This is a genomic window from Thalassorhabdomicrobium marinisediminis (assembly GCF_003072065.1).
Lineage (GTDB): Bacteria > Pseudomonadota > Alphaproteobacteria > Rhodobacterales > Rhodobacteraceae > Octadecabacter > Octadecabacter marinisediminis.
Genome location: NZ_QCYG01000007.1, coordinates 199,307 through 225,569, shown reverse-complemented (window position 1 = coordinate 225,569; position 26,263 = coordinate 199,307). Strand labels below are relative to the sequence as shown.

Here is a 26,263-nt window from a genome sequence, read left to right as displayed (position 1 = left end):
CACGTGAACGCGCTGTTGCCCATACCCAAACCACCGACGGAATCCGCCGAGAAGGTGAACACGTTCCCCGCGTGGATTTATGACGGGTCCGAGATCCCCGATCCCTTCGGTTATGGTGACAGGGCAGTGCGTTTCCTGAAGGCGCTGAAGCACCCAAATAGCACAGCACCAAGAAACGCTTTCGAGCTTGCCCCTTGGCAGGAACGGATCGTGCGCCGGATTTATGGGCCACGGCACGAGGATGGCCGCAGGATCGTGCAGAACGTGTTTTTGCTTATGCCACGCGGCAACCGGAAAACATCCTTGGCCGCTGCACTCGCCTTGCTGCACACCATCGGTCCAGAGCGTGAACCTGCCGGCCAAGTGCTGTTTGCGGCGGCTGATCGGGATCAGGCCGGCATTGGCTTTCGTGAAGCCGCTAATATCGTTCGGATGGACAAGCGCCTTGTCGCGGCCACGCGCATCTATGACGCTTACAACGCGCCCAAACAAATCGTGTTCAACGCTGAAAGCGTCACGCTCAAAACCCTGTCCAGTGATGGCGGGGCGGCGCATGGCCTTACCCCCACGTTCACGCTGATCGACGAAATCCACATTTGGAAAGGCCGCGACCTTTGGGAAGCCTTACGTTCCGGTGCAGCCAAGGTTGATGACAGCCTTACCGTGATCGCGACAACAGCGGGGCGCGGCGCTGAGAACCTTGCCGCTGAACAATACAACTATGCACGACGTGTGGCTTCTGGTGAGATCGACAACCCCGCTTACCTGCCCATTTTGTTCCAAGCAGAACCCGAAGACGATTGGCAAGACGAAGGCGTCTGGCACAAAGCCAATCCCGGCTTGCCGCAAGGGTTCCCGTCGCTTGAAGGGCTACGCGCACTGGCAAAAGAGGCCGAACACCGGCCAACCGACAAAGCTGCATTTCTGCAATTCAACCTGAATGTGTGGCAGGCAAACAGCCGTGATCCGCTGTTCGATATGGCGGTCTATGATCGCCGCACGTTTGAAACAGACCTCGCAGAGCTTGAGGCGCATCCCTGTTACCTTGGCGTTGATATGTCACTGTCTGGCGACCTGACCGCCGTGGTTGCGGCGTGGCGGCACGAAGACGGGCAGATCACGGTTCACCCGTGGCTATTTGTGCCGGGCGATGATCTAGCGGGCCGCGCAGATCGTGACGGATTGCCCTATGAGCAATGGCGCGACGAAGGTTTGATCCATGTGATCGACGGGCCGATCATTGATCCGGCTGTGATCGAAGACCAGATCAAAGACCTGTGCGCGACCTATCAGGTAGAAGAGATCGCGGTTGATCCGCACCTTGCCCGTCGCTTGATGCAGAACCTGCACGACGCCAGCTTGCCCGTCTTTGAGTATCGCCAGACGCCCCTAAACATGGGCGTTGCCGCTGGTGATCTTGAGCGCACGGTGAACGGCGAACTGATCCGGCACGAGGAACACGCGGCCCTTCGCCAGCACTTTGATTCTGTTGTCGCCAGTCGCAACGCCACAAGCGGCCTGATCCGGATGCACAAAGGCAAGAAAACTGACCGGATCGACGGTGCAATTGCAGCGGCAATGGCTGTTTCCCGTGCCTGTGCCGCCGAAACCAATCAATCCCAATACAACACACCAGAGGCCGAAGGGCTTTTCATTTTCTAAGGAGACCCCGATGTCTGAACTTCCAAGCCTGATCGTTGATGTAGAAGCACGTATCGACAAACTGGAACGCGGCCTTGCCAGAGCCAACGTGGCCCAACGCAAAGCAAGCGGCACAATGGAACGCCGCGCAAAGCAATCTGCCAACCGGATCAACGCGACTTACGCCACAATGGGTAAATCTGTTGCCGCCAGCTTTACAAAGATGACGGGCCCGTTGCTGGCAGGGATTGCCGGTGCAGCGACAGTGCGCAGCATCCGAGAGACCACACGCGCCGTTGCGCAGCTTGGCGATGAAGCCAAACGATCAGGCGTGTCCCTGCAATCGTTTCAACAATGGAAGTATGTGGCACAGCAGAACCGCGTCGGCATTGATCAGATGATTGATGGCTTGAAGGAACTGAACCTGCGCGGGGATGAGTTTGCAATCACCGGCAAGGGGCCAGCCGCCGAAGCCTTTGACCGGCTAGGCTACAGTGCCGATGACGTGGCCCGGAAGCTGGAAGACCCAAGCGCCATGTTGCTTGAGATCATCGGGCGCATGGAGGGTTTGGACACAGCCGCGCAAATCCGGATCGCAGACGAGCTTTTCGGCGGCAGCGCGGGTGAGCAATTTGTGCAGCTACTGAGCCAAGGTGAAGCCGGTATCCGGCGCACCATCGGAGAGGCACAGCGCCTTGGTGTGGTTCTGGACGACGAAGCAGTTGCCAAGGCGGCTGAGCTTGATCGGAAGTTTGCACAGGTAGAAGCGAAAGTAGCGACCCTGTTCCGGCGCGGCACAGTGAGCGCGGCAACTTACTTCGGTGTAATCGACGGTGAGATTGCAGACCTTGAGGCAAACCTAGATCGGCTGGGCCAACTGGGCGCCGCAGATATTTCCCCAGATCACGGCGTTGATAATCTGCAAGACCTGCAAGGCAGCGCGATAGAGCTAGAAGCAATCTATTCGACGCTGACAGCGCAGAGCGACCTCTTGGAAGCTGAATTGCGGGATATTAGCGCCGCTTTGCTGGAACAAGGGCGCACCGGCGCGGCGATGATCTTCTCTGACTTCGCAAACGAAGTCTCAGGTGTTACCGCAGAATTCCGCGATGGGAAAATCAGCGCCGACGACATGACCGAAGCGCTGCATGAAACGATGGGGATGGCAGCGCAAGCGGCTGGTGGCCTTGGTGACGTTGCTGGTGTGTCATTTGATGGGCTGGTAAACCGGCTGGGTGGTGTTTCGTCTGCCATTGAGACCGTGGCGCGTTGGGCCGTCGCAGCCGCAGACGCTGTGAACAATATCCCGATGGCAAGTGCCGGTGCCGATACCCTTGGTTCTGGCAATCCATCCGACGATGATCTGAGTGGTGGTCCATCCAACGCGCCCAAGACTTCACCACGGCCAAGGTCTGCCCCAAACGATATCGACTTTGGTTTGCCGCCAGTGAGCATCAGCACACCAAGCACAGGCAGCACGGGCGGTGGTGGTGGCGGTGCATCCGCCCGGCAATCCGATTGGGACCGTGAGCTTGAAAGCATTGCCGAAGAGACAGCCGCCTTGCGATTGGAAGCCGAAGCGCTGTTGAACGTGACAGACGCCCAAGCGCGGCGTGGGGATGCAATGGACCTTGCGCGATCGAAAGCAGACTTGTTGAATGCCGCTGTGAAGTCTGGAATGGCAGATACGCCAGAATTACGCACACAGATCGACCAGTTGGCGCAAGAGTATGTTGCTGCGTCCAGTGCCGCCGACCTTGCCGCCGATAAGATCAGGGAAGTGCAAGAGGCGTCACAGCGCGGCGCACAGTCCATCACAGACGTGTTCACCGGCATGGCGTCTGGTGCACTTACGGCTGAACAGGCTGTAGGCCGCTTGATCCTGCAAATCCTGAAACTGAGCTTACAGAAGCGCATGATGGAAGCCGCCGAAGGGGCAACCGGATGGCTTGGCACAGTGTTCAAGGTTATCGGCGGTGGATTTGCTCAAGGCGGCTACACCGGCAACGGTGGCAAATACGAACCGGCTGGGATTGTGCATCGCGGCGAATGGGTGTTCAGCAAGCAGGCCACTACCGCCATAGGTGCGGATAATCTGGCAGCGCTGCACAGCGCCGCACAGAAGGGCTACGCATCCGGTGGCCTCGTGGGGGCAGCAAAGGCGGCAACAGCTTCTAAGGGCGGTGCCAGCGCCGCTACAGGGCCGATCACGATCAATGCGCCTGTGACCGTCGAAGGCAGCGCCGGAACACCCGAACAGAACGACGACCTGGCGAAAAAGATGGCAAAGGAAATGGAGAACTCCATGCGCCGCACCGTAGTTACCGAGATCGGGCGGCAAATGCGCCCGGGTAACATGCTGAACCGGGGGAAGCGGTAATGGCTTTGCAGACCTTCGCACCCTCGATTGCCCCATCACCAGCCGGAACGATCACGCCCCAAGTGAACTTGCGCACCGCCGAATTTGGCGACGGCTACACGCAGGCTGGACCGGCTGGCCTGAACCATATCCGAGAGGTGGTGGCGCTCAAGTGGAACGGGATCACGCCAGCACAGCGCGAAGAACTCGAAGCGTTCTTCCGGGCGCATGGTGGCTACAAGGCGTTCCTCTATCAGCCCTACGGGTTCGCCACGCCCGTGCGGTGGACCTGCAAAGAGTGGTCATCGACGACCAAGACCCCGCAGACCTTCACCGCGAAGCTACGCCAAGACTTCTCTTTCTGATCGTCCGTAGCTTCAAATGCGACACACGTGTCGCATTTGACAGGATTCAGAAGAGGCGCTGAGAAGCCCGTAGAGAGCCGCCTTGGTTTCAGGGTGGGTCAGGCCGAAATGAAGCGACTTCGAATCCTACGGTGCCTCTGTGAGTCTGTGTGGGCCTGTCTGGTGGCAACCGGCACACTTGGGTGCGAGAGCCGGGGCGCTTAACCGAGCCGAGACAGGTTCTTGTGGGCCGAGAGGGTTTCTTCATGACCGAGAGGGTTTCTTGCATGCCGAGACAGGTTCATTCTCTAAACCTCTTCCGGGATGGGTGTCTCTTCCGGTTCCCGAGCGCTAGCTCGGGAGCAAGGCCGACAGGCCGCGCAGGGAGCCGCGATAGCGGCGAGTATGAGGATATGCCTGTTTTATGCGTAAGGGGTTTTCGTAACCGCTCTTCTCTTAAAGAGAAAGTTTAGAGCTTAAGGTTTTTAGTTTAAGTAAAGATGATCGAAAACCCCTTACGCATATTTTCCCCTTTCGCACTCAAGATTCCCTTACGCACACTTGGGGGGGCGATCTTGTTACCTCTTTTCATAACGGATTGATTTTTAATGACTTGTTGACAAACCATTAGTTCCGTATTACCTTGTCTGTCAAGGGCCGTTCCGGCTCACATTGTCCCATGCAAGGAAACACCATGATTACGAAGCCCACGAAGTCAGCCCTGACTTCCACGAAGATACACATCGGGGGAGAGCGGAAGATCCAGCTCGAAGAGTTTGCCGCTGCGCAGCACGCGCCTTTGTCAGCCGCCATCGGCCATCTCATCAAATTTGCTCAGAACCAAGGCATGATCAGCCACGGCATTCCGCAAGTGCAAGTGCGCCGCGCCACAGATGGCATCGCAGTAGCCTTCGACGATCAGATTCCGATCGGCTTTGCACCGTCGGCGGCTAAAGAGCTAGCCGAGGTGGTGCGCACCTATGCCGATGGTTCGCACACGTCCAAAGTGTTCATGAATCTTGATCACGATTACGAGATTTCAAGACAAGGGCGCGGCGTCACGATCACCATTCCCTTGGGCGGCGTCAAAAAGACTTGGGCGCCCGATTTGGCGCACGAGTTTGCCGACCTTCTCGACGCCGAAGCAGCGAAATTCGACAACTAAAACTGAAAAGGGGTGACGCGCCAACGTCACCCCGAACCCCTCAAGGAGTCTATTCACACTATGTCCACTTATAGCACGCGAGAACGTGAACTGCCACGCGAAACTGTCGCTTCAGATCCTGATTTGGTTAATTTGTTGAACGACCTCGATTTAGATAAGCCTTTAGTCGATAACCACGGGGGGCAAGCCAAGGCCGACGAACCTATGACGCCCGACGAACTAGCTGATCTTGATAAGCTGATATTGTTGGCAGAGCAGCAGAACGCAGAATTAAAGCTTTCGGTCACGATCATGCAGGCTTGGCGGCAAAACCTAGAGGCAGAGAAGAAGGCGAAGCGCGAAAAGGGCAAGGCCGAATTTAAGACCAATCAGGCAGCAAAGCCGAAAAAGCATCCAGACGACTACAGATATGGAATGGCTGGCCGAACACGTAAAGAGATTGAGCAGTATCGGCGCGACAACCCTGAGCTATGGAATGAATATCGTCGCGCTAAGTATGCGGCTGAGATGGCTATTGAGAGGGGTGAAGAAGGAATTCGCGAATATCGGCGCAGCCCCGAAGCTCAAGCTGAAAATGCTCGAAAGAAGAATGCTGAGTATCAAGCGAGACACCGCGCCAAGAATGCCAGCCAAGAAACAAAAGACGCTAGCGCAGACCGGGAATACAGGCGGAACAAGAAATTGGCTGGCTGGACCCCTGAACAGATCGAAGCTGGTCTAAAAGAACTTCATGCTAAGCGCGAAAAAAAGCGTAATCCCGCCCTTGCGCCGTAAGAGGACAACCCGAACTTCGCTGCATTTCAGACACAGAAAGAGATTGCCACCCCATGCCCACCTGTGCTATTTATGCAACATGCGCTAGGGGTAGCGTTGTTCTCGCCGGGGGTGTGGTTTTGTCGAAATTGACACATCCCCGGCAATCACCCCTCCCACACCAGCTTTCGTGCTTAGTAAGTGCCGCGTCGAAAGCTGGTGTTACCCCTGATAAGTCAGTATTTACTTACTTAAAAACAATGGGTTAACTGATCGTTGGGGCTTGCCGCGCCGCCTCTATTGCGAGATTCTACCGGCAGCAAAAACCTGATGGAGCGCCACGCATGCCGGACCAAACCCCAAACCCCAAAGCCCACTACCTGCCCAACGCAGACTATGAAGCGTTGCTACAGGCCATCTTGCATCCGGCACCGTCGCTTTGCCCACGTAGCGCCCTGATCGAAGCCTTGGGAGAGATCGGCGGCGTGTGGCCTGAGCGGGTGAGGGAAGGGACCGCCGCCTGACACTACCAGACTTTTTTCAGCGATCTTACGCAGAGCCAGCGCCGGCTTGTTATAAGGAGAAGTGTCCATGAAAGGAGAGACACAATGCCCCAAGCGAACCAGAACGAGTCGCCCACAATTTCACCAGAGCTTCGATCGAAGTGCGATGAAGCCGTTGCGGCCATTCGGAAATGCCAGGTCAAGTCGTTGGATAGTCTGATCGGGATCGGCACGATTCTGAACGCCTTCAAAAAAAAGCTGCCACACGCCTACTACCTTAACTGGGTTGAGAACGAGATTAGTCTGGCCCCACGAACAGCACAGCGTTATCGATTGTTGGCTGAAAACCTCGCAGGTTCAAATGCGACACGCGTGTCGCATTTGCCGTTGCGATTGATTTACAAGATCGCGGCACTGGAAACTTCTGAACGTGATGAAGTCCTTGCGATGATCACGAACCCAGAAAAACCGCCTCGTAATGAGATTGAAGCGCACCTTGATGCCCTGAAAGAAGCGAAGAAGAAGGCGAAAGCACAGGAACGCGCAGATAAGGCAGAAGAAAACCAGCCCACGCCGGAGCAACTAGCTAAACAAGAAGAACGCAGGGAAGCGGAGCGAGCGAAACTTCAAGCGGCGAAGCGCAAGCGGATCAAAGATGTCGAAGAATGCCTCAAATCTCTGGACAGCTTCGCTGTAGATACACTCAAAGATTTGTTGAGAAGCAGCGGGCCAGAGGCATTCGGTGAGGCGTTTCAGACTGCCCTTGGGATCAAGGATGATGCAGCGCCCGATGAAGCGCCCGACCGCGAGGCCGAAGAGCTTGAGCTTGAGCTTGTCGTGGAAGAGCTGGACCTAAGCGAAGCCGCACAACACCCTTGACCACGACGACCTGACCAAAGCAACCCGCCGGATCACCCCGGCGGGTATTCTCATACATATTTGTTTCCGCTATGGGCTTCTGATGCCAACTGCGCACCCGGAGCACCGCATCGCGGTCAACTTGTAGCGGAACGCCAGTTAAAGGTTGCAGCTATAGGCGGAAAATGGCTCATTGATCTTTCTACATCTTCAACAAGGACAGATTATGCGTCGCTTTTTACTTTCTTCCGCCGTTCTCGTGACCCTTGCTGCCTGTGCAAAACAGCCAGAGAATATTGCGGCAATCCCTGTATCTGGAAACCCCTACGGAAGTTATTCTTGCTCGCAACTAGCAGCAGAACGTCTTCAAATTACGCAACAGCTCGCAGGGGTTGAAGCTGAGCAACGGTCTGCTGCGAACAGCGATGCAATCGGCGTCTTCCTGATCGGGCTTCCTGTATCCAGCATGTCAGGCAATGACAAAGAAGCCGCTATCGGCGTAGCGAGGGGCCGAATTAACGAGATCGACCGGGTGAAGTTGGCGCGTGGGTGTCGATAGTTTGTTAGTGATGCCCGCCGGGGATCAACCGGCGGGATTGCTTTGCCTGACGCTACGTCACTTGGTCCATTTTATAGGCGGTTACATGGTTACAAAAGTAGGTGTAAGTCATTGAAATGTATGACTTTAACAAGAATTCAAATCTCTTATCACCCACCATTTCCCCGCTCTTCTCGAGACTGACGGGCGCTCCGCTGCGCTGTTTAAGCCTGTTTCATAAACCTGGGCGTTATGACCTTCCCCGAACTCTATATCCTGCGCCACGGTGAAACCCTGTGGAATGCCGAAGATCGCATGCAGGGCTGGCTCAATTCGCCGCTGACCCCCAAAGGGCTGGAGCATGCCCGCCGTCAGGGCGCGATTCTGGCCGAGCGCGACCTTGAGGGATTCGCGTTCTGGTGCAGCCCCGCCGGGCGCGCGATCCAGACCGCGGGGCTCGCCTGTCCCATGGCCGAGGCGATTCACACCGACGTCCGCCTGCGCGAGATCGGCGTCGGGGACTGGGCCGGCCGCTTGCGCCACGAGCTGCCGCCGGGCGAGGGGCCGGACCCCTATCTGGCGCAATATGACATGGCGCCGGGGGGCGAGGGCACCGCCGCCGTGCGCGCCCGCGTTGAAGCGTTTCTGGCCGAGTTGCAGGGGCCCGCGGTCATTGTGACCCATGGAATCACCAGCCGGATGCTCCGCGCGACAGTGATCGGCGATCAGGTGCTCGACTCGCCCTCGCCAAATGGCGGGCAGGGCGGAGTGTATCACCTGAAAGACGGGGTGCAGGAATTGCTCACGTAAGGCTTGCAACGCCCCGAGCCTTGCCCTAAATGCTGCCCCAACGGGTCGTTAGCTCAGTTGGTAGAGCGCTTCGTTTACACCGAAGATGTCGGGAGTTCGAGCCTCTCACGACCCACCATTTCCCTGCGAACTTCCTCGGCAAAAATTCAGCTTGTCCGGCCGCGTATGGCGGCGTTGTCCTGCCGTGGGCGGTGCGTTTGGGGCGGGCGTGGGGTTATAGGTATTTTTGAACCAGAGAAGGCCGGGGTCGGGTGGCCGGGCCGGGGTCCGGGGGGGCTTCGTGTTGTTGGTTTGTATTGCAAAATGACGGCTTGCGGAGCGGTGAGGGCGGGGTCGCCAGCACGAAATTCCGCAGTGGGAAAGAAAAGCTGCATTTCGCGCGGCTTCCTGCTTGACGGGGGGGGCGGGCCTGCCTAGAAGCACCTCACGTTGATACACGTCAACGGACAGTGGGCGGTTGTAGCTCAGTTGGTTAGAGTGCCGGCCTGTCACGCCGGAGGTCGCGGGTTCGAGCCCCGTCAACCGCGCCACCGCTGTCCCCCGCCCGAGGACCGGGCCCCCGCCTGAGGGTCAGGCCCCGGATCGGGTAGATCATTGCGCGGTTGTAGCTCAGCTGGTTAGAGTGCCGGCCTGTCACGCCGGAGGTCGCGGGTTCGAGCCCCGTCAACCGCGCCACTTTCCCCCATCAAAAGCAGATATATCGCGTTGAAACAGTCGGTTGCGGACTGTTGTAGCTCGTTTGTGTTGATTGGCCGAACGCAACGCGAGGCTGCGTCCGGCGGTTCTTGGGGTCAGCTCAGCGCGGCCAGCACGCGCGCCCAGGAGCGGATTCCCTTGTGGAACGACTCCACATCGTATTTCTCGTTCGGGGAGTGGATGCGGTCGTCTTCGGCGGCAAAGCCGATCAGCATGGCGTCCATGTCGAGCACGGTCTTGAAGAGCCCTGCGATCGGGATCGACCCGCCCATGCCCACGAAGACCGCCTCGCGGTCCCATTCGTCGGACAGGGCCTGCCGCGCCTGTTCGAACTCCGCACGGTCTGTGTTCATGACCGACGCCGGCGCGCCTTCGAGATCATTGTCCCAGGACACGGTCGTTCCGAACCGCAAACGGTCCTCAACGTGTTTGCGCAGTTTCACGCGGATGTCGTCAGGGTCCATATCGCCCACCAGTCGGCAGGTGATTTTGCAATGGGCCTCGGCCGGGATCACGGTTTTCGAGCCGGCGCCCTGATAGCCGCCCCAGAGGCCATTCACCTCAAGCGTCGGGCGCGACCATTGCTGCTCGAGGATGGAATAGTCCTTTTCGCCCGCAGATTCGGTCAGCCCGGCGTTCTCCATGTATTCGGCCTCATCAAAGCCGCAGGTCTCCCACTGGGATTTGAGATTGTCGCCGATGTCGATCACATCGTCATAGAACCCCTCAACCGCCACGCGACCATCATCGTCATGGAACGACGCCACGATGCGGCTGATTTCCTTGAGCGGATTGACCGCCGGTCCGCCGTAATGGCCCGAATGCAGGTCCATCTTGGGGCCGTAAAGCGTGAACTCGTCTTTCAGCATACCGCGCAACTGGCTGGCGATGGAGGGCACGCCGGGGGCGACCATGCCGGTGTCGCAGATCAGCGCGATGTCGGCTTTCAGCTCGTCCGCGTGCTTCTCCATGAAAGGCACCAGCGAAGGTGAGCCGGTTTCTTCTTCGCCCTCGAACAGGAAGGTGATGCGACAGGGCAGGGTGCCATGCACGGTCTTCCAGGCGCGGCAGGCCTCGATAAAGGTCATCAGCTGGCCCTTGTCGTCCGAGGTGCCGCGCCCGCGGATCACCTTCTTGCCGTCGCGGTCCTCGATGAAGGGCTTGAACGGGTCGTGATCCCAAAGCTCGATCGGATCGACCGGCTGCACGTCATAATGCCCGTAGAACAGCAGATGCGGCACCGAAGCGTCGCTGTCGTCGCCCACGTGCCCCACGACCATCGGATGCATCGGCGTGGCGTGTTTCGTGGCCGTCACGCCGAGCGAGGCCAGATCGTCGACGAGCCAGTCGGCGGCCTTGCTCACCTCGTCCTTGTAAGCCGGATCGGTGGAGACGGACTGGATCTTCAAGAGCCCCATCAGCCGCTCGAGCGCGGCGTCGAGGTCAAGGTCGATCTGTTTGAGAACGGGTTCAATCGTCATGGGAAAAGCTCCGTTTGTGATTTTCCGCCACAGTGTCACAGGGGCGCGCAGGGTCAACCGCCGAACCCTTGATCCAGATCAAGGGCGCGGGGCCCTGGCTTGTCTAACAACGGCCCCATCGGGTACAGTTTGACGCAGGCCCGGGGCGCTCCCTTGCAAGGTGGGGGGGCGACCTGTATCTGGGGCCTGATCCCGCGAACGGATGACCCTGCTGCTGCACGACAAGGGATAAGACATTGGACTACACCGCGAAACTCGACGAAGCCCTGACCCGTCTGCACGACGAAGGCCGCTATCGCACGTTCATCGACATCGAGCGCAAGAAGGGACACTATCCCCACGCCGTCTGGACCACCCCCGAGGGGGACAAGCGGGACATCACCGTCTGGTGCGGCAATGACTATCTGGGCATGGGGCAGCATCCGGTGGTTCTGGCCGCCATGCACGAAGCCCTTGACGCCACCGGCGCGGGCTCCGGCGGGACGCGCAACATCTCGGGCACCACGGTCTATCACAAGCGGCTTGAGGCGGAGCTGGCCGACCTGCACCGCAAGGAAGAGGCGCTCTTGTTCACCAGCGCCTATATTGCCAACGATGCGACGCTTTCGACCCTGCCGCGTCTGTTTCCCGGGCTGATCATCTATTCCGACGCACTGAATCACGCCTCCATGATCGAAGGCATCCGGCGCAATGGTGGCGAAAAGCGCATTTTCAAGCACAACGATCTCGATGATCTGCGCGCCAAGCTCGAAGCGGACGATCCCGCGGCGCCGAAGCTCATCGCCTTCGAATCGGTCTATTCCATGGATGGCGATTTCGGCCCGATTGAGGCGATCTGCGATCTGGCGGAAGAGTTCGGCGCGCTGACCTATCTGGACGAGGTTCACGCCGTGGGCATGTATGGCCCCTGCGGCGGCGGCATCGCCGAGCGTGACGGGCTGTCGGGCCGGATCGACATCATCAACGGCACGCTGGCCAAGGCCTTTGGCGTCATGGGCGGCTATATCGCGGCCTCGGCCAAGATGTGCGATGCGGTGCGCTCCTATGCGCCCGGCTTTATCTTTACCACCTCGCTGCCGCCTGCGGTCGCCGCTGGCGCCGCCGCCAGTGTCGCACACCTGAAAACCGATCAGGCCCGGCGGGACGCGCAGCAAACCCAGGCCGCGATCCTCAAGACCCGCTTGCGCGGGCTCGGGCTGCCGATCATCGACCATGGCAGCCATATCGTTCCGCTGATCGTCGGCGATCCGGTCCATACGCAAAAGCTGTCGGACATGCTGTTGATGGATCACGGCATCTACGTCCAGCCGATCAACTTCCCCACGGTCCCCCGCGGGACCGAACGGCTCCGCTTCACGCCGTCACCGGTTCATGGCCCGAAAGAGTTGGATTCTCTCGTGCGCGCCCTAGATGAACTGTGGTCGCATTGTGCGCTGAATCGTGCCGACCTGGCCGGCTGATCTCTCTGCGAGTGCAAAATGAATTGCGCTATGGTAAGAAGAGACTAAGGAAGCGGCCATATTGCGAATCGTGGTCGCCCTTGGTGGGGCAGTGAAAATAAGGTTAACGGATGATCCGAAACGGGTTCAGACGCGCAAAGGACGAACCGGTCGAGGATTCGGCCGGCTTCGACGCTTTCGAACTTCGTCTGGGTGACTTGATGCGCGGGGAACGTGCAACGATGGGCAAAAGCCTGTTGGACGTGCAGCGCGAACTCAAGATCAAAGCCGCCTATATCGCCGCCATCGAAAACGCCGACCCCACGGCCTTTGACACGCCGGGCTTTATTGCCGGCTACGTGCGCTCCTATGCCCGCTATCTGAACATGGACCCGGATTGGGCGTTCGATACCTTCTGCCGCGAAAGCGGCTTCGCGACGGCCCACGGCATGTCCGAACAGGCTTCGGGTGCCAAGCCCAAGCCTGCGCCGGTGCGCACCGAGAAAGATATTTTCGCAGCCCCCGCCACGCCCTTTATTCCCGCCAACGACGCGATGTTCGCCGCCGTGGAGCCCCGTGCAGTCGGCTCGCTCATGGTGCTTGTGGTGCTGATCGCCGGGCTCGGTTTCGGCGGCTGGACCGTTTTGCAAGAGGTGCAGAAGGTGCAGCTTGCCCCGGTCGAGAATCCCCCAACCGTGGTGGCTGACATTGATCCGCTGGCCGGGGGCGGCTTGCCCGCCGCCGATACCGGCGTGACGACGGTGGCCGGGTTCCGCGCCCCCTCGACCGAGGCGCTGGACCGTCTCTACCGGCCGCAAGCCCTTGACGCGCCCGTGTTGGTGCCCCGCGACGGGCCCATCGCCAGCCTTGATCCCCGGCGCGGTGATCCGCGGAACGCCGACCCCCGCTTGGGCGGCGCGATGGACACCGTGGCCGACTCCGACATTCAACTGGTTGAGGCCGCTGAGACGCCGGCGGACACGGCCCCGACCGTGCAAGTCACCGAACCGCCCCGGCCCGGCGTGCAACTGGTCGCCGTGCGCGATGCCTGGGTGCGGGTGCGCGCGCCGGATGGCTCGGTGATCTACGAAGCGGTGATGACCGCTGGCGACACCTTCGACGTCCCCCAGACCGAAGAACCCGCCACCCTGCGGATCGGCGAATCCGGCGCGGTCTATTTTGCGGTGAACGGCGAACACTACGGCCCCGTGGGCCGCAACGGCGCCGTGACCTCGAACCTCGCGCTTTCGGCGGAAAACCTGACCAGCAGCTATCAGGTCGCCGACATCGAAGCGGACAGCGATCTGGCGCAGGTGGTGCGCGTGGCCGAGATGCAGACCAACGCCCCCGTGGTGAACGAGCGCTAGGCGGTTCCGTCCCGGACAATTCCCGCTTTCCGCGCGGCTGACCCGTTGCCCCTGCGGCCTGCGGGTCCTAGATAGCAGCCAACGCACAGTTACAGGTATCCCCATGTCGTTGAACCACATCCGACCCTGGCGCAACATTCACCGCCGCAAAAGCCGTCAGATCATGGTCGGCAACGTGCCGGTGGGGGGCGATGCGCCGATCACCGTGCAGACGATGACCAACACGCTGACCCCTGACGTGAAAGCTACGTTGGCGCAAATTCGCGCCGCCGCCGACACAGGCGCCGACATTGTGCGCGTCTCGGTCCCGGACGAGGACAGCTCAGCCGCGCTGAAAGAGATCTGCGCCGGAAGCCCGGTGCCCATCGTCGCCGACATCCACTTTCACTACAAACGCGGCATCGAAGCCGCCGAGGCGGGCGCGGCCTGTCTGCGCATTAACCCCGGCAACATCGGCTCTGTATCCCGCGTGCGCGAGGTGATCCAGGCCGCCCGCGACAACAACTGCTCGATCCGCATCGGCGTCAACGCAGGCTCGCTTGAGCGGCACTTGCTGGAGAAATACGGCGAGCCGTGCCCCGATGCGATGGTCGAATCCGGCATGGATCACATCAAGATCCTGCAGGACAACGACTTCCACGAATTCAAGATCAGCTGCAAAGCCTCCGATGTCTTCATGGCGGCGGCGGCCTATCAACAGCTGGCCGATGTGACCGACGCGCCGATCCACCTTGGCATCACCGAAGCCGGCGGGCTTATGTCCGGCACGATAAAATCGGCCATCGGCATGGGCTCGCTCCTCTGGGCCGGCATCGGCGATACGATCCGGGTCAGCCTGTCCGCCGATCCGGTGGAAGAGGTGCGCGTGGGCTACGAGATCCTAAAATCCCTCGGGCTGCGGCATCGGGGCGTCAACATCATTTCCTGCCCCAGCTGCGCGCGTCAGGGGTTCGATGTGATCAAGACGGTCGAAATCCTTGAAAAACGTCTGGAGCACATCAAGACGCCCATGAGCCTCAGCATCATCGGCTGCGTGGTCAACGGCCCCGGTGAGGCCTTGATGACCGACGTGGGCTTCACGGGCGGCGGCAACGGTGCGGGTATGGTCTATCTGGCCGGTCAACAGTCCCACAAGCTGGGCAATGACCAAATGATCGATCACATCGTCGAACAGGTCGAAGCGAAAGCCGCCGAGCTCGAAGCGGCGGCCGCGGCGGCGGAATAGGTGTTTAAGAACCAGAGAAGCGGGGGCGGTAACCTCTTCTTAACCTTGTCATTGCAGGCTGGCCCTGCGGAACAGGCTGAGGAGCCGATGGCCGTAACCGGAGAAGGCCCCCGTTGCCACGGCGCCTGGCGACCCTCTGGCACGGGGGCTGGACGGTGAGGCGCGCGCAGCTCCCTCGTTCTCTGGTTCCCAAATACCTAATCCACCCGCGCGTTAAGTGGCCACGGTGCGGGGGCGTGTGGCAGTCCGTCCGACGACGGGGCACGCGTATGACCTGATGCCAAGGTGTGCGGCTCGTCGCAGGTTTGGTCTATAAAGCTGCGAGCTTCGCCGCGCTCCCGCAGGGGACAGGCCGGGGGCCGGGTCAGGGCGCGATCACAGGTCCTTCACCAGCCGCAGGGCGTCATAGATCGCCGCATGGGTGTTGCGGGCCGAGACGGCGTCGCCGATGCGGAAAAGCTGGAAGGTTCCGTCCCCGTTGCGTGTCACCGTCTGTGGTTCCCCGGCAATCAGCGCCCGATGATCGATTTCCCCGCCATTAATGCTCAGCGGCTTGAGATCGAAATACAGGTCGTCCAGCGGCATGGTGCCGTAGTTCACCACGACCTGGTCGTAGTCCTGCTGCCGTGTCAGGTCGCTGTAATCCGTTCCGATTGTCGCGCGGAGCGCATTGCCGTGGCGTGCGACCTCCAACAGCCTCTGGGTGACAGTGAAGGTCACATCCTTGTCTTGCAGGCTGCGCATGTATGGCACCAGGTTCATGGCCATGACGCCGGGGGCAAAGGTGCGGTCGGGGGTCATGATCTCGACTGTTGATCCCGCAGCCGCAGCGACTTCGGCCGCTTGCAGCGCCGCGTGATCGCCCGCTTCGTCGTAGATTAGGATCGTCTGCGCCGGTTTCACATCTCCGGCGATGATGTCCCACGAGGTCACCACATGCGCCGCCTCCTTGTCGCTTTCGAACAGTTCGGTGTTGGGCAGGCCGCCAGTCGCGATGATGACCACGTCGGGCGAGAGGGCGGTCACGTCTTCGGCCTCGGCCCAGGTGTTGAAATGGAAGGTCACGTCGCGGGCCGCACATTGCGCCATGCGCCAGGCTATGATCGAGATCATTTCGCGGCGGCGGGGGCTTTGCGCGGTCAGGCGCACCTGGCCGCCGGGGTCAGGCTGCGCCTCGAACACGGTCACGTCATGGCCCCGCTCCGCCGCCACGCGGGCCGCCTCGAGCCCTGCCGGACCCGCGCCCACGATCACCACTTTGCGGCGGCGCGGCGCGGGCGGGATCGTATGGGGCATGGTCAACTCGCGCCCTGTCGCCGCGTTGTGGATGCACAGGGCATCCCCGGCTTCATAGATGCGATCAAGGCAATAGGTGGCCCCGACACAGGGGCGGATATCCTCTTCGCGGCCTTCCATGATCTTGCGCACCACATGGGGGTCGGCCATATGCGCGCGGGTCATGCCCACCATGTCGAGCAGCCCCGCTTCCACCGCGTGCCGCGCGGTGGCCACGTCGGGAATTTTGGCTGCGTGAAACGTGGGCATCCCGGTGAGTTTCCGCACCTCTCCGGCAAAATCCAAATGCGGCGCGTTCCTCATCCCCTGAATCGGAATCAGATCGGTCATCGCCGGATCGGTGTGGATTCGCCCCCGCACGACGTTGAGGAAATCGAGCTGTCCGGTCTCCGCCAGCCGCTTGGAAATCTTCAGCCCGTCCTCGGCGGTGATCCCGCCCTTTTGCGCCTCATCTGCGGTGTAGCGGAACCCGACGATGAAGTCGTCGCCCACGCGCTTGCGGATCGCAGCCAGCACATCAAGGGGGAAGCGCATCCGGTTCTCGAGCGTGTCGGCGCCATAGGGACCGACCAGATCATTGGTCAGGGGCGACCAGAACTGATCGAGCAGATGCCCGTAAACCTGCAATTCGATCCCGTCCATGCCGCCCGCCTGCATCCGTTCGGCCGCGTCGGCGAAATCGGTGATGATACGCTCGATGTCCCAATCCTCGATCAGCTTCGGGAAGGCGCGATGCGCAGGCTCGCGGTGGCGGGAGGAGGAGACCGACGGCAGCCAGTCGCCCTTGTTCCAGGTCGTCCGCCGCCCCAGATGGGTAAGCTGGATCATCACAGCGCAGCCGTGTTCGTGGCAGCCGTCCGTCAGGTTCCGGATCCACGGCACCACTTCGTCCTTGTAGGCGAGGATGTTGTTGAACACCGGCGGGCTGTCTTTCGACACCGTGGCCGATCCCGCGGTCATCGCCAGCGCCACGCCCGCCTTCGCGCGTTCTTCGTGGTACGCCCGGTAGCGGTCCTTGGGCATCCCGTCCTCGGGGTATGCGGGTTCATGACTGGTGGTCATGATCCGGTTTTTCAATGTCAGGTGTTTGAGCTGATACGGCTGGAGGAGGGGATCGTTCGTCATTGAAATCTCTCGCATATTCAGGGGGCAGGGCGGATCGCGGGCCGGACTGGATACACCCTGATATGAGCCTGCATCGCCATTGACACACCTGTCAAGTTTTCTACCATAGCGCCATGACATCCCCGCATCCCCGGCAGCGCGGCTCGCGCGAACTCTGGCTTGACGCGGCCTATAACACGCTCGTCACCGACGGCATCGAGGCGGTCAAGGTCATGGGGCTTGCCAAGCGGCTGAACCTCTCGCGGACCGGGTTCTACTGGTTCTTTGCGGACCTGTCCGATCTGCATCTTGCCCTGATCGACCGTTGGGAAAGCCGCAACACGGGCACGCTTGTGGCCCGCTGCGACCGCCCGGCGCCGACCATTTGCGAGGCGCTGTTCAACGTCATGGACTGCTGGCTGGACCCGTCGCTCTTTGATGCGCGCCTTGATCTCGCGATCCGCAACTGGGCGCGGGTGGACGGCGCCCTGCAAGCCCGGCTGGACGATGCCGACGCCCGTCGCATCGCAGCCCTGACGCGGATGTTCGCCCGCCACGGGTTCACGCCGGAGCAGGCGCAGGTGCGCAGTCTGACGGTGATCTACACGCAGATCGGCTATATCTCCATGCAGGTGGAGGAATCCCGCCCCGAGCGACTGGCGCGGGTGCAGCACTATGTGGAGATGTTCGCCGGGATGGCACCGGCCCCCGAGGATGTGCGCAGGTTCATGGCGCGGCATCTTTAGGCGGCACTGCCGGTCTGCTGTCCGGGGGCCTTGCATCTTCCGGGCGAACCTGCAAACCATGGCGGCGATGGTTCCGGGCATTCCAAGTGATGCCGGGATGAAAAGGGAATACGGTGAGGAGGAGCCCAGAGGCGCCAAGACCGTGACTGCCCCCGCAACTGTGAGCGGTTAGCAAAGCCGAAAAACCACTGGGACAGCTCCCGGGAAGGTCGGCCACGCAAGGACCCGCAAGTCAGGAGACCTGCCATCAGGTGTTAACACATTCGGACGGGGTGTCCGGAGGAGACAGCTATGTTGGACCACGTCCAGACCATGCCCTGTTTGCCCGACCCGCCCTGCGGGAGCATAGGGTGCGGGCAACGCTTTATCTGATATCGCAATCCTATGTGAGCGGCCGGACCTTGCGCGGTTTGATGGACGGGCTTTGCGCCGCCACCGACGGGCCAAGCCGTGCGGTGCGGCTGGAACGGGACGGCGCGGGCCTGTGGCAGGCGTTAAGCGCGCTTGCCTCGGACGGGGCGACCGAGATCACCCTGCGCCCCGTCGGCCTGCCGTTTTCGCAAAGCCTTTTGGCGTGGCTGCCCGGTGCCGCGGGCGAGTGGCTGACGCGCGGCGAGGCTGCGGGGATGCGCCTGCATCTGGCAGATGATGTCGCCTGTGACGCCGGGGTGCTTGCCCGGATCGCGTGCGCGCCGGTGTCCAGCCAGCCGATCGTGCCCCGCGTGCAGGGCAGCCACGGCAAAGGGTGGGACCGCCCGCCCGCGCACCGGCACCATATTCTTGTCTGCACCGGCCCACGCTGCCATCTGCGCGACGCGCCAGACCTGCTGGGCCTATTGAAAGCCGAACTCGACCGCCTGTCGCTCGGCGACGATTGTCTTGTGACCGCGACCGGCTGCCTGTTCCCCTGCAACGCCGGCCCCACGGTGGTCGTCTATCCGGCCGGCCGCTGGTTCCGTCTGCCCGACGCGACCGCCGTGCGCCGCTTTGCCGAGACCGTGCTGCAGCGCAACCAGCCGCTTCCCGACTATGAAACTTTCAACACCGGAGATCTCCATGAACCTGCCTAAGGCCGTGGCCCTTGCACTTTTCCTGCCGAACGCCCTCTGGGCGCAAGAGGCCACCGTCGAGAGCTGCGGCGGCACCTTCGTGTTTGAAACTCCGCCCGAGCGGGCGATCACCCTCAACCAGCAGGCCACGGAAGTCATGCTTGCTTTGGGGCTTGAGGACCGGATGGTTGGCACCGCCTATCTTGACGATGCAATCCTTCCCCGCTGGCAGGACGCCTATGCCCGCGTGCCGGTGCTGGCCGAGAAATACCCCGCGCGTGAGGTGGTCCTGATGGCGGATCCGGATTTTCTGTTCGCGGGCTTCGGCTCGGCCTTTTCCGAAGACGCTTTGGGCGCGGAAGCGGACTGGCACGATCTGGGCATCGGCACCTACCTGGTGGATGCCTCTTGCGACCGGACCAACCCCAAGGACACGCCCCCCGGCACCGCGCCGATCCTGCGCGATATCGAGGTGATCGGCGACATCTTCGGCATTGAAGAGCGCGCCGCCACCCTCATCGCGGACACGCGCGCGCGGCTTGACTCGGCGTCCGAGGCCAACACGGGGCAGGGGCGCAGGGCCTTCATCTACGACAGTGGCGACAAGACGCCCTATTCTGTGGGCTGTTGCGGCGGGCCGGGCGTGCTGGTGGAAACCGTCGGCCTGACGAACATCGCGGCGGATCTGAAAGGGCGCTGGGTCAACCTCGCGTGGGAACGCGTGGTGCAGGAGAACCCCGATCTGATCGTGCTGATCGACGCTGCTTGGTCGTCTGCCGCGGAAAAACGCGCCTATCTTGAGGCCGATCCCGTCCTGTCCGAACTGGACGCGGTGCGCGCAGGGCGTTTCGTCACCATCCCGTTCTCGCAGACCGTTCTGGGAATGCAGTTCGTCGATGGGGTGCAGGCGCTTGCCACCCAGCTTGAGGCGCTGGACTAGGCCATGACCCGCGCCGTTGCCCTGACCAACGTGGCCGCTCTGGCGCTTATCCTGGCGCTGCTGGCGGGCGTGTTTTTTGGCACGGCCGATGTCTCTTGGGGGGCGCGGTGGGCGGCGCTGACGGGGGCCGAGGATGCGCCGCGCAGCCTGACGCTGATCCTGTGGGACTGGCGCTTGCCGCGGGTGCTGGCCGTCGCGACGGTGGGGGCCAGCCTCGCACTGGCGGGGGTGATGATGCAAACGGTGCTGCACAACCCCCTGGCGGACCCCTACCTCATGGGGCTGTCATCGGGGGCCTCGGCGGCGGCGGTAGGGGCCATTTTGTGGCTGCCGTCCTGGGTCGCGTCGACCCTTGGCGTCCCGCTTATCGCCTTTGCCGGGGCGGTCTGCGCCTTCGTGATGACGCTGGGCCTGTCGTTCCGACGGGGCACGATGATGTCGCCTTTGGTCGTCATTCTGGCCGGGGTCGCGGTGTCGCTGATGTTCCAGTCGCTCACCGCCTTCTTTTTGTATGTCGGCGACCCGCGGGCCACGCGCTCGGCCTTGGGCTGGCTCATGGGCACCGCGGCGGGCATCGGCTGGGCGGACCTGTGGTTGCCGCTGATCGCCTTGGGTCTTGTGACCGCCTATGCGCTGGCGCGGGCACAGAGCCTTGATGCGGTGCTGCTGGGCGACGAACGCGCCATGGCGCTTGGCCTTCCGATCCGCCGTCTGCGCCTGTTCGTTTTTGCCGCTGTCGCCTTGCTGGCGGGGCTGTCTGTCGCCACCGTGGGGATCGTCGGCTTCATCGGGCTCATCGTGCCGCATATGGCGCGGCTTCTGGTGGGCGGGCGGCATCGGGCGCTGATCCCGCTGAGCCTTGTTCTGGGGGCGCTGGTGTTGGTGATCGTCGACCTTCTCTGCCGTGTGATCCTCGCGCCGGAGGAGTTGCCGCTGGGAGTGCTGCTCGCGATCTTCGCAGCACCGCCCTTCATCCTGATCCTGCGGCGGGTGCGCCATGCCTATTGACCCGATGATCGAGATTGCAAACCTCTCGGTGACGCTTGGCGGCCGGTCCCGCGTCAAGGATTTCTCGCTCACCGTGCCGCGCGGCCGGTTTCACGGGCTGCTGGGGCCGAACGGCGCGGGCAAGACCACCGTTTTGCGCACGCTCTACCGCGCGCGCGGGTTCGACGCCGGGACCATCGCCATCGGCGGGCGATCCTTGCAGGACTGGCGGCGGGCCGACTGGACCCGCACCGTGGGCGCGCTGGTGCAAGAGGGGGGCAACCTGCAGGGCCTGAGCATCCGCGACGTGGTGGAGATCGGCCTGATGGATCTGCCCCTGAGCCCTGCGCAAAAGGCCGCGCGGATCGACGCGGCCCTTGGCCTTGCCGGTCTGACCGATCTGGCGGATTCCGAGGTTGCGCTGGTCTCGGGCGGGGAGCGGCAAAAGACCCACATCGCCCAGATCCTTGCCCGGGATCCGGAGCTCTATATTCTGGACGAACCGGCGAACCATCTGGATTTATGCTATCAGATCATGCTGTTGGATGAGATCAAGCGGCGCGGCAAAACCGTGATCGCCACCTTTCACGACCTGACCCTTGCGGCGCGCTACTGCGAAACGGTGACCCTGATGCGCGAGGGGGAGGCCGTCGCCAGCGGCCCGCCCGCGCAGGTGCTCAGCCGAGACAACATGCGTGACGTGTTCCGAATTCACGGCGCGTTGCGCGACGGGGTGATGCGGATCGAGGGGGCGATCCCCTAGGCCGCCGCTGCCGCGCCTACTTGGCAGAAGCGATCGAATGCGCCAAGCTTGACCGTGCCAGAACCACGGACCGGCCCCGACCCGCGACGGGCAGGGCACAAGGATCCCGGACGGCAAAGGGAGGACCCAATATGACCGACGACGCCAAGAAGCCGACCACCACGGATGCGGGGCGGCCAGTGGCGAGTGATGAGCACTCGTTGACCGTGGGGCCGGACGGGCCCATCGTGCTGAACGATCACTATCTCATTGAACAGATGGCGCAATTCAACCGTGAGCGGATTCCCGAGCGCCAGCCCCACGCCAAGGGCGCCGGCGCCTTCGGCCATTTTCAGGTGACGCAGGACGTCAGCCAATACACCAGCGCTGCCCTGTTCCAGCCGGGTGTGAAAACCGATGTGCTGAGCCGGTTCTCCACGGTCGCCGGTGAGCAAGGCAGCCCTGACACATGGCGCGACCCCCGTGGCTTTTCGCTGAAGTTCTACACCAGCGAAGGCAATTACGACATGGTGGGCAACAACACGCCGATCTTCTTTTTGCGCGACCCGATGAAGTTCCAGCATTTCATCCGCTCGCAGAAACGCCGCGCGGACAGCGGCTTGCGCGATCACGACATGCAGTGGGATTTCTGGACGCTCTCGCCCGAATCCGCCCATCAGGTCACATGGCTCATGGGGGATCGCGGCATTCCCAAGACATGGCGGCACATGGACGGATTCTCCAGCCACACCTATATGTGGGTGAATGCCGCGGGCGAGAAGTTCTGGGTCAAATACCATTTCAAGACCGATCAGGGGAACGATTTCCTGACGCAGGACGAGGCCGACCGCCTCGCCGGGGCCGACGCCGATTACCACCGCCGGGACCTGTTCAACGCGATCCGCGACGGCGATTATCCCAGCTGGACCCTGCACATGCAGATCATGCCTTTCGAGGAGGCCAAGACCTACCGGTTCAATCCCTTCGACCTCACCAAGGTCTGGCCCCACGGGGATTATCCGCTGATCGAGGTGGGCAAGCTGGTGCTCGACCGCAACCCCACGGATTTCCACACCGAGATCGAACAGGCGGCGTTCGAGCCCAGCAACGTGGTGCGTGGCATCGGGTTGAGCCCGGACAAGATGTTGCTGGGGCGCGGTTTCTCCTATTCCGACGCGCACCGCGCGCGGCTGGGGGCGAACTACAAGCAGATCCCGGTGAACCGGCCCAAGTCTCCGGTCCACAGCTACAGCAAGGATGGCGCGATGCGGGTCGAGAATGTGTCCGATCCGGTCTATGCGCCGAACTCCTATGGCGGACCCGCGGCGGACCCGTCGCTCACCGATACGGCCGGCCAGTGGTATGCGGACGGCGACATGGTGCGGCAGGCCTATACGCTGCGGCCGGACGATGACGATTGGGGGCAGGCCCGCACGCTGGTGCGCGATGTCATGGACGACGCCGCCCGCGACCGGTTGGTGAGCAACATCGTCGGACATTTGCGCGATGGTGTGTCGGAAAAGGTTCTGGAACGGGCCTTCACCTATTGGCGCAACGTGGATGAGACGCTGGGCGAACGGGTGGAGCAGGGCGTGCGCGCGCCCTGACCAGACCCGCAACGCATGAGACAAAAAAGGCCCGGACGCGATCGTCCGGGCCTTCCTTTTCATCAATGCGTCGTTAAACCGCCAGCGTGGGGTCTTAGCTGCCCCAGGCGCGGACGGGACCGCAATCCATGTGCACGAAGTTGGAACCGGAATAGCGGCCCACACCACCGGCGCGACAGGCTGCCGCCGCCCGCGCCATCTGGTTGACCGAGCGGCCCTGCATGCGCAGGTCGACGGCTTTCCCCTGCAGGTGCAGCGAATTGCGCGCCACGCCGGACGAGTTCGCCCGCAGCATCGCGTTGGTCTGCGGCGACCGGTAGCCGGAAATCAGCGTGTAGGGCTGGTCAGTTTCCAGAAGGTTCTGCGTCGCCGCGACGATGTCGATCGTGCGTGTGTCGATCTGCAGCACCTGACCATTGCGCCAGTCCCGGCAGAAGCGATTGATCTCGTTGATCGCCTCACCGATATACTGGCCTTCGATCCAGTAGATCGTGTCGATGCTTTCACCGGTGCGGCCCGAATACATGCGCAGCCGGCGAATGTCGCCACCGCCGCGCAGGAAGCCTGCTGCGTTTGAGTATGTGGGTGCGGCTGTCAGTGCGGTCGCTGCAAAAGCGCCCAGCAAGCCGCGTCGAGAAATGCTCGAAGCTGATGTCGTCGTCATAGTAGCGCTGTCCCGTCGCTTGCCTGTAAGTCTGTGATAACACAGACGATTTCTGCCATCTCATCCCCAGATGTGTAGGTTCTATGCCATATTATTTTTGGGCCACCAAGGGGGTTTCCGTTTTGGTTCCATTAGACCCGCAAAATCGGCGAAAGTTTGCGCAAATTTATGTGATTTCGGTTAATGTTGCATATTTGTCAGGGGTGGCGCGCCTGTGATCGCGCGGGCTGAACCAAATCGCCACTTGGCGCGTTTGTGACTAGACTGTGGGGCAGTGCTGTCCACATATAAGAATAACGCTTTGAAAAGCGTGCGATTTGTTGCCGAGAGGGGATTTCATGACGCCGATTCACTACCCGTTCGCCCGTGCCATGGCGCTGGCGCTGCTCGTATCCGGCCTTTTTGCCGCGCCCCAGCCCGTTCAGGCGCAGACGACCGCCTTCAAACAGGCCGTCGCCGAATCGGTCGCCCGGGATGAGGATCTGGCCAGCTTCTACCGTGCGCGGAACTTTGCGGGCCTGTGGACCGGCACCAGCGACGAGGCCCGCCTGCGCCGCAATGCCCTGCTGACCGCCTTCGCCAACGCCGGAAACCATGCGCTGCCCGAGGCGACCTATGACCCCGATGCGCTCGTGGCGCGGATCCAGTCTGCGCAGACGGCGGCGGACAAGGGCGCGATGGATGTGGAAATCTCCGAGCTCTATCTGTCCTACGCCCGCGCTTTGCAGACCGGTATCCTGACCCCCGGTCGCGTCATTCCTGCTATCAAGCGCGAAGTGCCCCTGCGCTCGTCGCTGAGCTACCTTGAGGGGATCGAATCCGGAAACCCGTCCGCCTATCTGGCCAGCCTTGCGCCCACCGCGCCGGAATATGCCCGCCTTCTGCGCGAAAAGCTGCGGCTTGAGCGGCTGGTGAGCGTCGGCGGCTGGGGGCCAACCGTGCCCGGCGGCAAGCTCGAGCCGGGCGACACCGGCGCTGCCGTGGTCGCCTTGCGCGACCGGCTGGTGGCCATGGGCTATCTTGAGCGCAGCGCGACACAGACCTACGACGGCGCGATCACGATGGCGGTGCAGGCGTTTCAAGAGGCGCACGGCCTCGAAGTGGACGGCATCGCCGGCGAAAGCACATTGGACGAGCTCAACGTTCCCGTCACGACACGCTTGCAACATGTGATCGTCGCCATGGAGCGCGAACGCTGGCTGAACCAGCCGCGCGGTGAGCGGCACATCTGGGTCAACATGACCGATTATTCCGCCGCGATCATCGACAACGACATTGTCACCTTCCAGACCCGTTCGGTGATCGGGGCCACCAGCAGTGACCGGCAAACGCCCGAGTTCTCGGACGAGATGGAGCATATGGTCATCAACCCGAGCTGGTATGTCCCCCGTTCGATCATCGTGAACGAATATCTGCCGGCGCTGCAACGCAACCGCAACGCGGTGAGCCATATCCTTGTGACCGACAGCCGGGGCCGTCCGGTGAACCGTGGCGCGGTGAACTTCCGTCAATACAACGCCCGCACCTTCCCGTTCTCCATGCGACAGCCCCCCAGCAGCCGCAACGCGCTGGGGCTGGTCAAGTTCATGTTCCCGAACCGCTACAACATCTATCTGCACGACACGCCCGCCAAGTCGCTGTTCGGCCGCAACGTGCGTGCTTTCAGCCATGGCTGCGTGCGTCTCAATGACCCGTTCGATTTCGCCTATGCGCTGCTGGCCAAGCAGGAAAGCGATCCCGAGGGCTACTTTCAATCGATTCTGCGCTCCGGCAATGAAACCCGCGTCAATCTGGAGGAGCATGTGCCCGTGCATCTGGTTTACCGCACGGCTTTCACAAACACGACCGGTGAGCTGAACTTCCGCCGTGACATTTACGGCCGCGACGCGCGGATCTGGAACGCGCTGGCCGGTGAAGGGGTGGAGATCCGCGCCGTCGAGGGGTAAATC

The 26,263-nt window shown here is 61.7% G+C and carries 21 protein-coding genes, 3 tRNA genes and 1 riboswitch; of the genes, 21 read left to right on the top strand and 3 right to left on the bottom strand.

All coding sequences use genetic code 11. The features are described from left to right. Positions 1-3: 3 nt before the first annotated feature. The 11 genes from DC363_RS12420 (at position 4) to DC363_RS12370 (ending at position 9,646) form a co-directional block, all read left to right on the top strand. Entirely contained in the window at positions 4-1,662 is a 1,659-nt protein-coding gene (locus DC363_RS12420; protein ID WP_241962994.1) for a terminase large subunit, read from the top strand. Between the two features lie 10 nt (positions 1,663-1,672). After that, positions 1,673-4,021 carry a hypothetical protein gene (locus DC363_RS12415; protein WP_108641477.1) on the top strand — a complete coding sequence of 783 codons (2,349 nt, stop codon included), beginning with the start codon at positions 1,673-1,675 and terminating at the stop codon, positions 4,019-4,021. Next, positions 4,021-4,365, top strand: coding sequence for a phage tail protein (locus tag DC363_RS12410; protein WP_108641476.1), 345 nt, complete (start codon positions 4,021-4,023; stop codon positions 4,363-4,365). The genes DC363_RS12415 and DC363_RS12410 overlap by 1 nt, the downstream gene beginning before the upstream one ends. Before the next feature lie 673 nt (positions 4,366-5,038). Next, the gene (locus DC363_RS12405) at positions 5,039-5,509 is read left to right on the top strand and encodes a hypothetical protein (protein ID WP_108641475.1); all 471 of its coding nucleotides are present in this window, start codon (positions 5,039-5,041) and stop codon (positions 5,507-5,509) included. Between the two features lie 60 nt (positions 5,510-5,569). Beyond that, positions 5,570-6,283 carry a hypothetical protein gene (locus DC363_RS12400; RefSeq protein ID WP_108641474.1) on the top strand — a complete coding sequence of 238 codons (714 nt, stop codon included), beginning with the start codon at positions 5,570-5,572 and terminating at the stop codon, positions 6,281-6,283. A gap of 587 nt (positions 6,284-6,870) precedes the next feature. Next, on the top strand, positions 6,871-7,644 hold the full coding sequence (locus DC363_RS12395; RefSeq protein ID WP_108641473.1) for a hypothetical protein: 774 nt from the start codon (positions 6,871-6,873) through the stop codon (positions 7,642-7,644). Between the two features lie 205 nt (positions 7,645-7,849). Further along, a complete protein-coding gene (locus DC363_RS12390; protein ID WP_108641472.1) occupies positions 7,850-8,182 on the top strand; it encodes a hypothetical protein in 333 nt (110 codons plus the stop codon). Positions 8,183-8,413: 231 nt separating this feature from the next. Further along, positions 8,414-8,971 carry a histidine phosphatase family protein gene (locus DC363_RS12385; protein ID WP_108641471.1) on the top strand — a complete coding sequence of 186 codons (558 nt, stop codon included), beginning with the start codon at positions 8,414-8,416 and terminating at the stop codon, positions 8,969-8,971. Positions 8,972-9,013: 42 nt separating this feature from the next. After that, positions 9,014-9,089 (top strand) — tRNA-Val (locus DC363_RS12380). A 335-nt stretch (positions 9,090-9,424) separates the two neighbouring features. Further along, positions 9,425-9,501 (top strand) — tRNA-Asp (locus DC363_RS12375). A 68-nt stretch (positions 9,502-9,569) separates the two neighbouring features. Then, a tRNA-Asp gene (locus DC363_RS12370) sits at positions 9,570-9,646 on the top strand. Between the two features lie 116 nt (positions 9,647-9,762). Here DC363_RS12370 and DC363_RS12365 read toward each other — a convergent pair. Continuing rightward, a complete protein-coding gene (locus tag DC363_RS12365) occupies positions 9,763-11,148 on the bottom strand; it encodes a dipeptidase (protein WP_108641470.1) in 1,386 nt (461 codons plus the stop codon). 236 nt (positions 11,149-11,384) lie between these two features. Here DC363_RS12365 and hemA point away from each other — a divergent pair, with 236 nt between their 5' ends. The 3 genes from hemA (at position 11,385) to ispG (ending at position 15,179) form a co-directional block, all read left to right on the top strand. After that, positions 11,385-12,608 carry a 5-aminolevulinate synthase gene (gene hemA / locus DC363_RS12360; protein WP_108641469.1) on the top strand — a complete coding sequence of 408 codons (1,224 nt, stop codon included), beginning with the start codon at positions 11,385-11,387 and terminating at the stop codon, positions 12,606-12,608. A gap of 110 nt (positions 12,609-12,718) precedes the next feature. After that, positions 12,719-13,954: a helix-turn-helix domain-containing protein gene (locus tag DC363_RS12355; RefSeq protein WP_108641468.1), complete on the top strand. Its 1,236-nt coding sequence runs from the start codon at positions 12,719-12,721 to the stop codon at positions 13,952-13,954. Between the two features lie 103 nt (positions 13,955-14,057). Next, positions 14,058-15,179, top strand: coding sequence for a flavodoxin-dependent (E)-4-hydroxy-3-methylbut-2-enyl-diphosphate synthase (gene ispG, locus DC363_RS12350; RefSeq protein WP_108641467.1), 1,122 nt, complete (start codon positions 14,058-14,060; stop codon positions 15,177-15,179). Between the two features lie 375 nt (positions 15,180-15,554). Here the strand turns inward: ispG and DC363_RS12345 are convergent, their stop codons facing one another. Then, positions 15,555-17,600 carry an NADH:flavin oxidoreductase gene (locus DC363_RS12345; RefSeq protein WP_108641466.1) on the bottom strand — a complete coding sequence of 682 codons (2,046 nt, stop codon included), beginning with the start codon at positions 17,598-17,600 and terminating at the stop codon, positions 15,555-15,557. Between the two features lie 113 nt (positions 17,601-17,713). On the opposite strand from DC363_RS12345, the gene DC363_RS12340 reads away from it, so the two are divergent. From DC363_RS12340 to DC363_RS12315, 6 genes are all read left to right on the top strand, one after another. After that, positions 17,714-18,325 (top strand): TetR/AcrR family transcriptional regulator, encoded by a 612-nt coding sequence (locus DC363_RS12340; RefSeq protein WP_108641465.1) that lies wholly within the window; start codon positions 17,714-17,716, stop codon positions 18,323-18,325. A 52-nt stretch (positions 18,326-18,377) separates the two neighbouring features. Further along, positions 18,378-18,588, top strand: a riboswitch (cobalamin riboswitch). A gap of 87 nt (positions 18,589-18,675) precedes the next feature. Continuing rightward, a complete protein-coding gene (locus DC363_RS12335) occupies positions 18,676-19,395 on the top strand; it encodes a (2Fe-2S) ferredoxin domain-containing protein (protein ID WP_196778419.1) in 720 nt (239 codons plus the stop codon). Next, positions 19,382-20,314, top strand: coding sequence for an ABC transporter substrate-binding protein (locus DC363_RS12330; RefSeq protein WP_108641464.1), 933 nt, complete (start codon positions 19,382-19,384; stop codon positions 20,312-20,314). Before DC363_RS12335 ends, DC363_RS12330 begins: the two co-directional genes overlap by 14 nt. A 3-nt stretch (positions 20,315-20,317) precedes the next feature. Beyond that, positions 20,318-21,322, top strand: a complete 1,005-nt coding sequence (locus DC363_RS12325; protein ID WP_108641463.1) for a FecCD family ABC transporter permease — start codon at positions 20,318-20,320, stop codon at positions 21,320-21,322. After that, on the top strand, positions 21,312-22,064 hold the full coding sequence (locus DC363_RS12320) for an ABC transporter ATP-binding protein (RefSeq protein ID WP_108641462.1): 753 nt from the start codon (positions 21,312-21,314) through the stop codon (positions 22,062-22,064). Before DC363_RS12325 ends, DC363_RS12320 begins: the two co-directional genes overlap by 11 nt. Before the next feature lie 131 nt (positions 22,065-22,195). After that, positions 22,196-23,650: a catalase gene (locus tag DC363_RS12315; protein ID WP_108641461.1), complete on the top strand. Its 1,455-nt coding sequence runs from the start codon at positions 22,196-22,198 to the stop codon at positions 23,648-23,650. A 94-nt stretch (positions 23,651-23,744) separates the two neighbouring features. Here the strand turns inward: DC363_RS12315 and mepK are convergent, their stop codons facing one another. Further along, complete coding sequence (gene mepK, locus DC363_RS12310; RefSeq protein WP_108641460.1) at positions 23,745-24,314, bottom strand: peptidoglycan L,D-endopeptidase MepK; 570 nt, start codon at positions 24,312-24,314, stop codon at positions 23,745-23,747. A 338-nt stretch (positions 24,315-24,652) separates the two neighbouring features. On the opposite strand from mepK, the gene DC363_RS12305 reads away from it, so the two are divergent. After that, a complete protein-coding gene (locus DC363_RS12305) occupies positions 24,653-26,260 on the top strand; it encodes a L,D-transpeptidase family protein (protein ID WP_108641459.1) in 1,608 nt (535 codons plus the stop codon). Positions 26,261-26,263 lie beyond the last annotated feature (3 nt).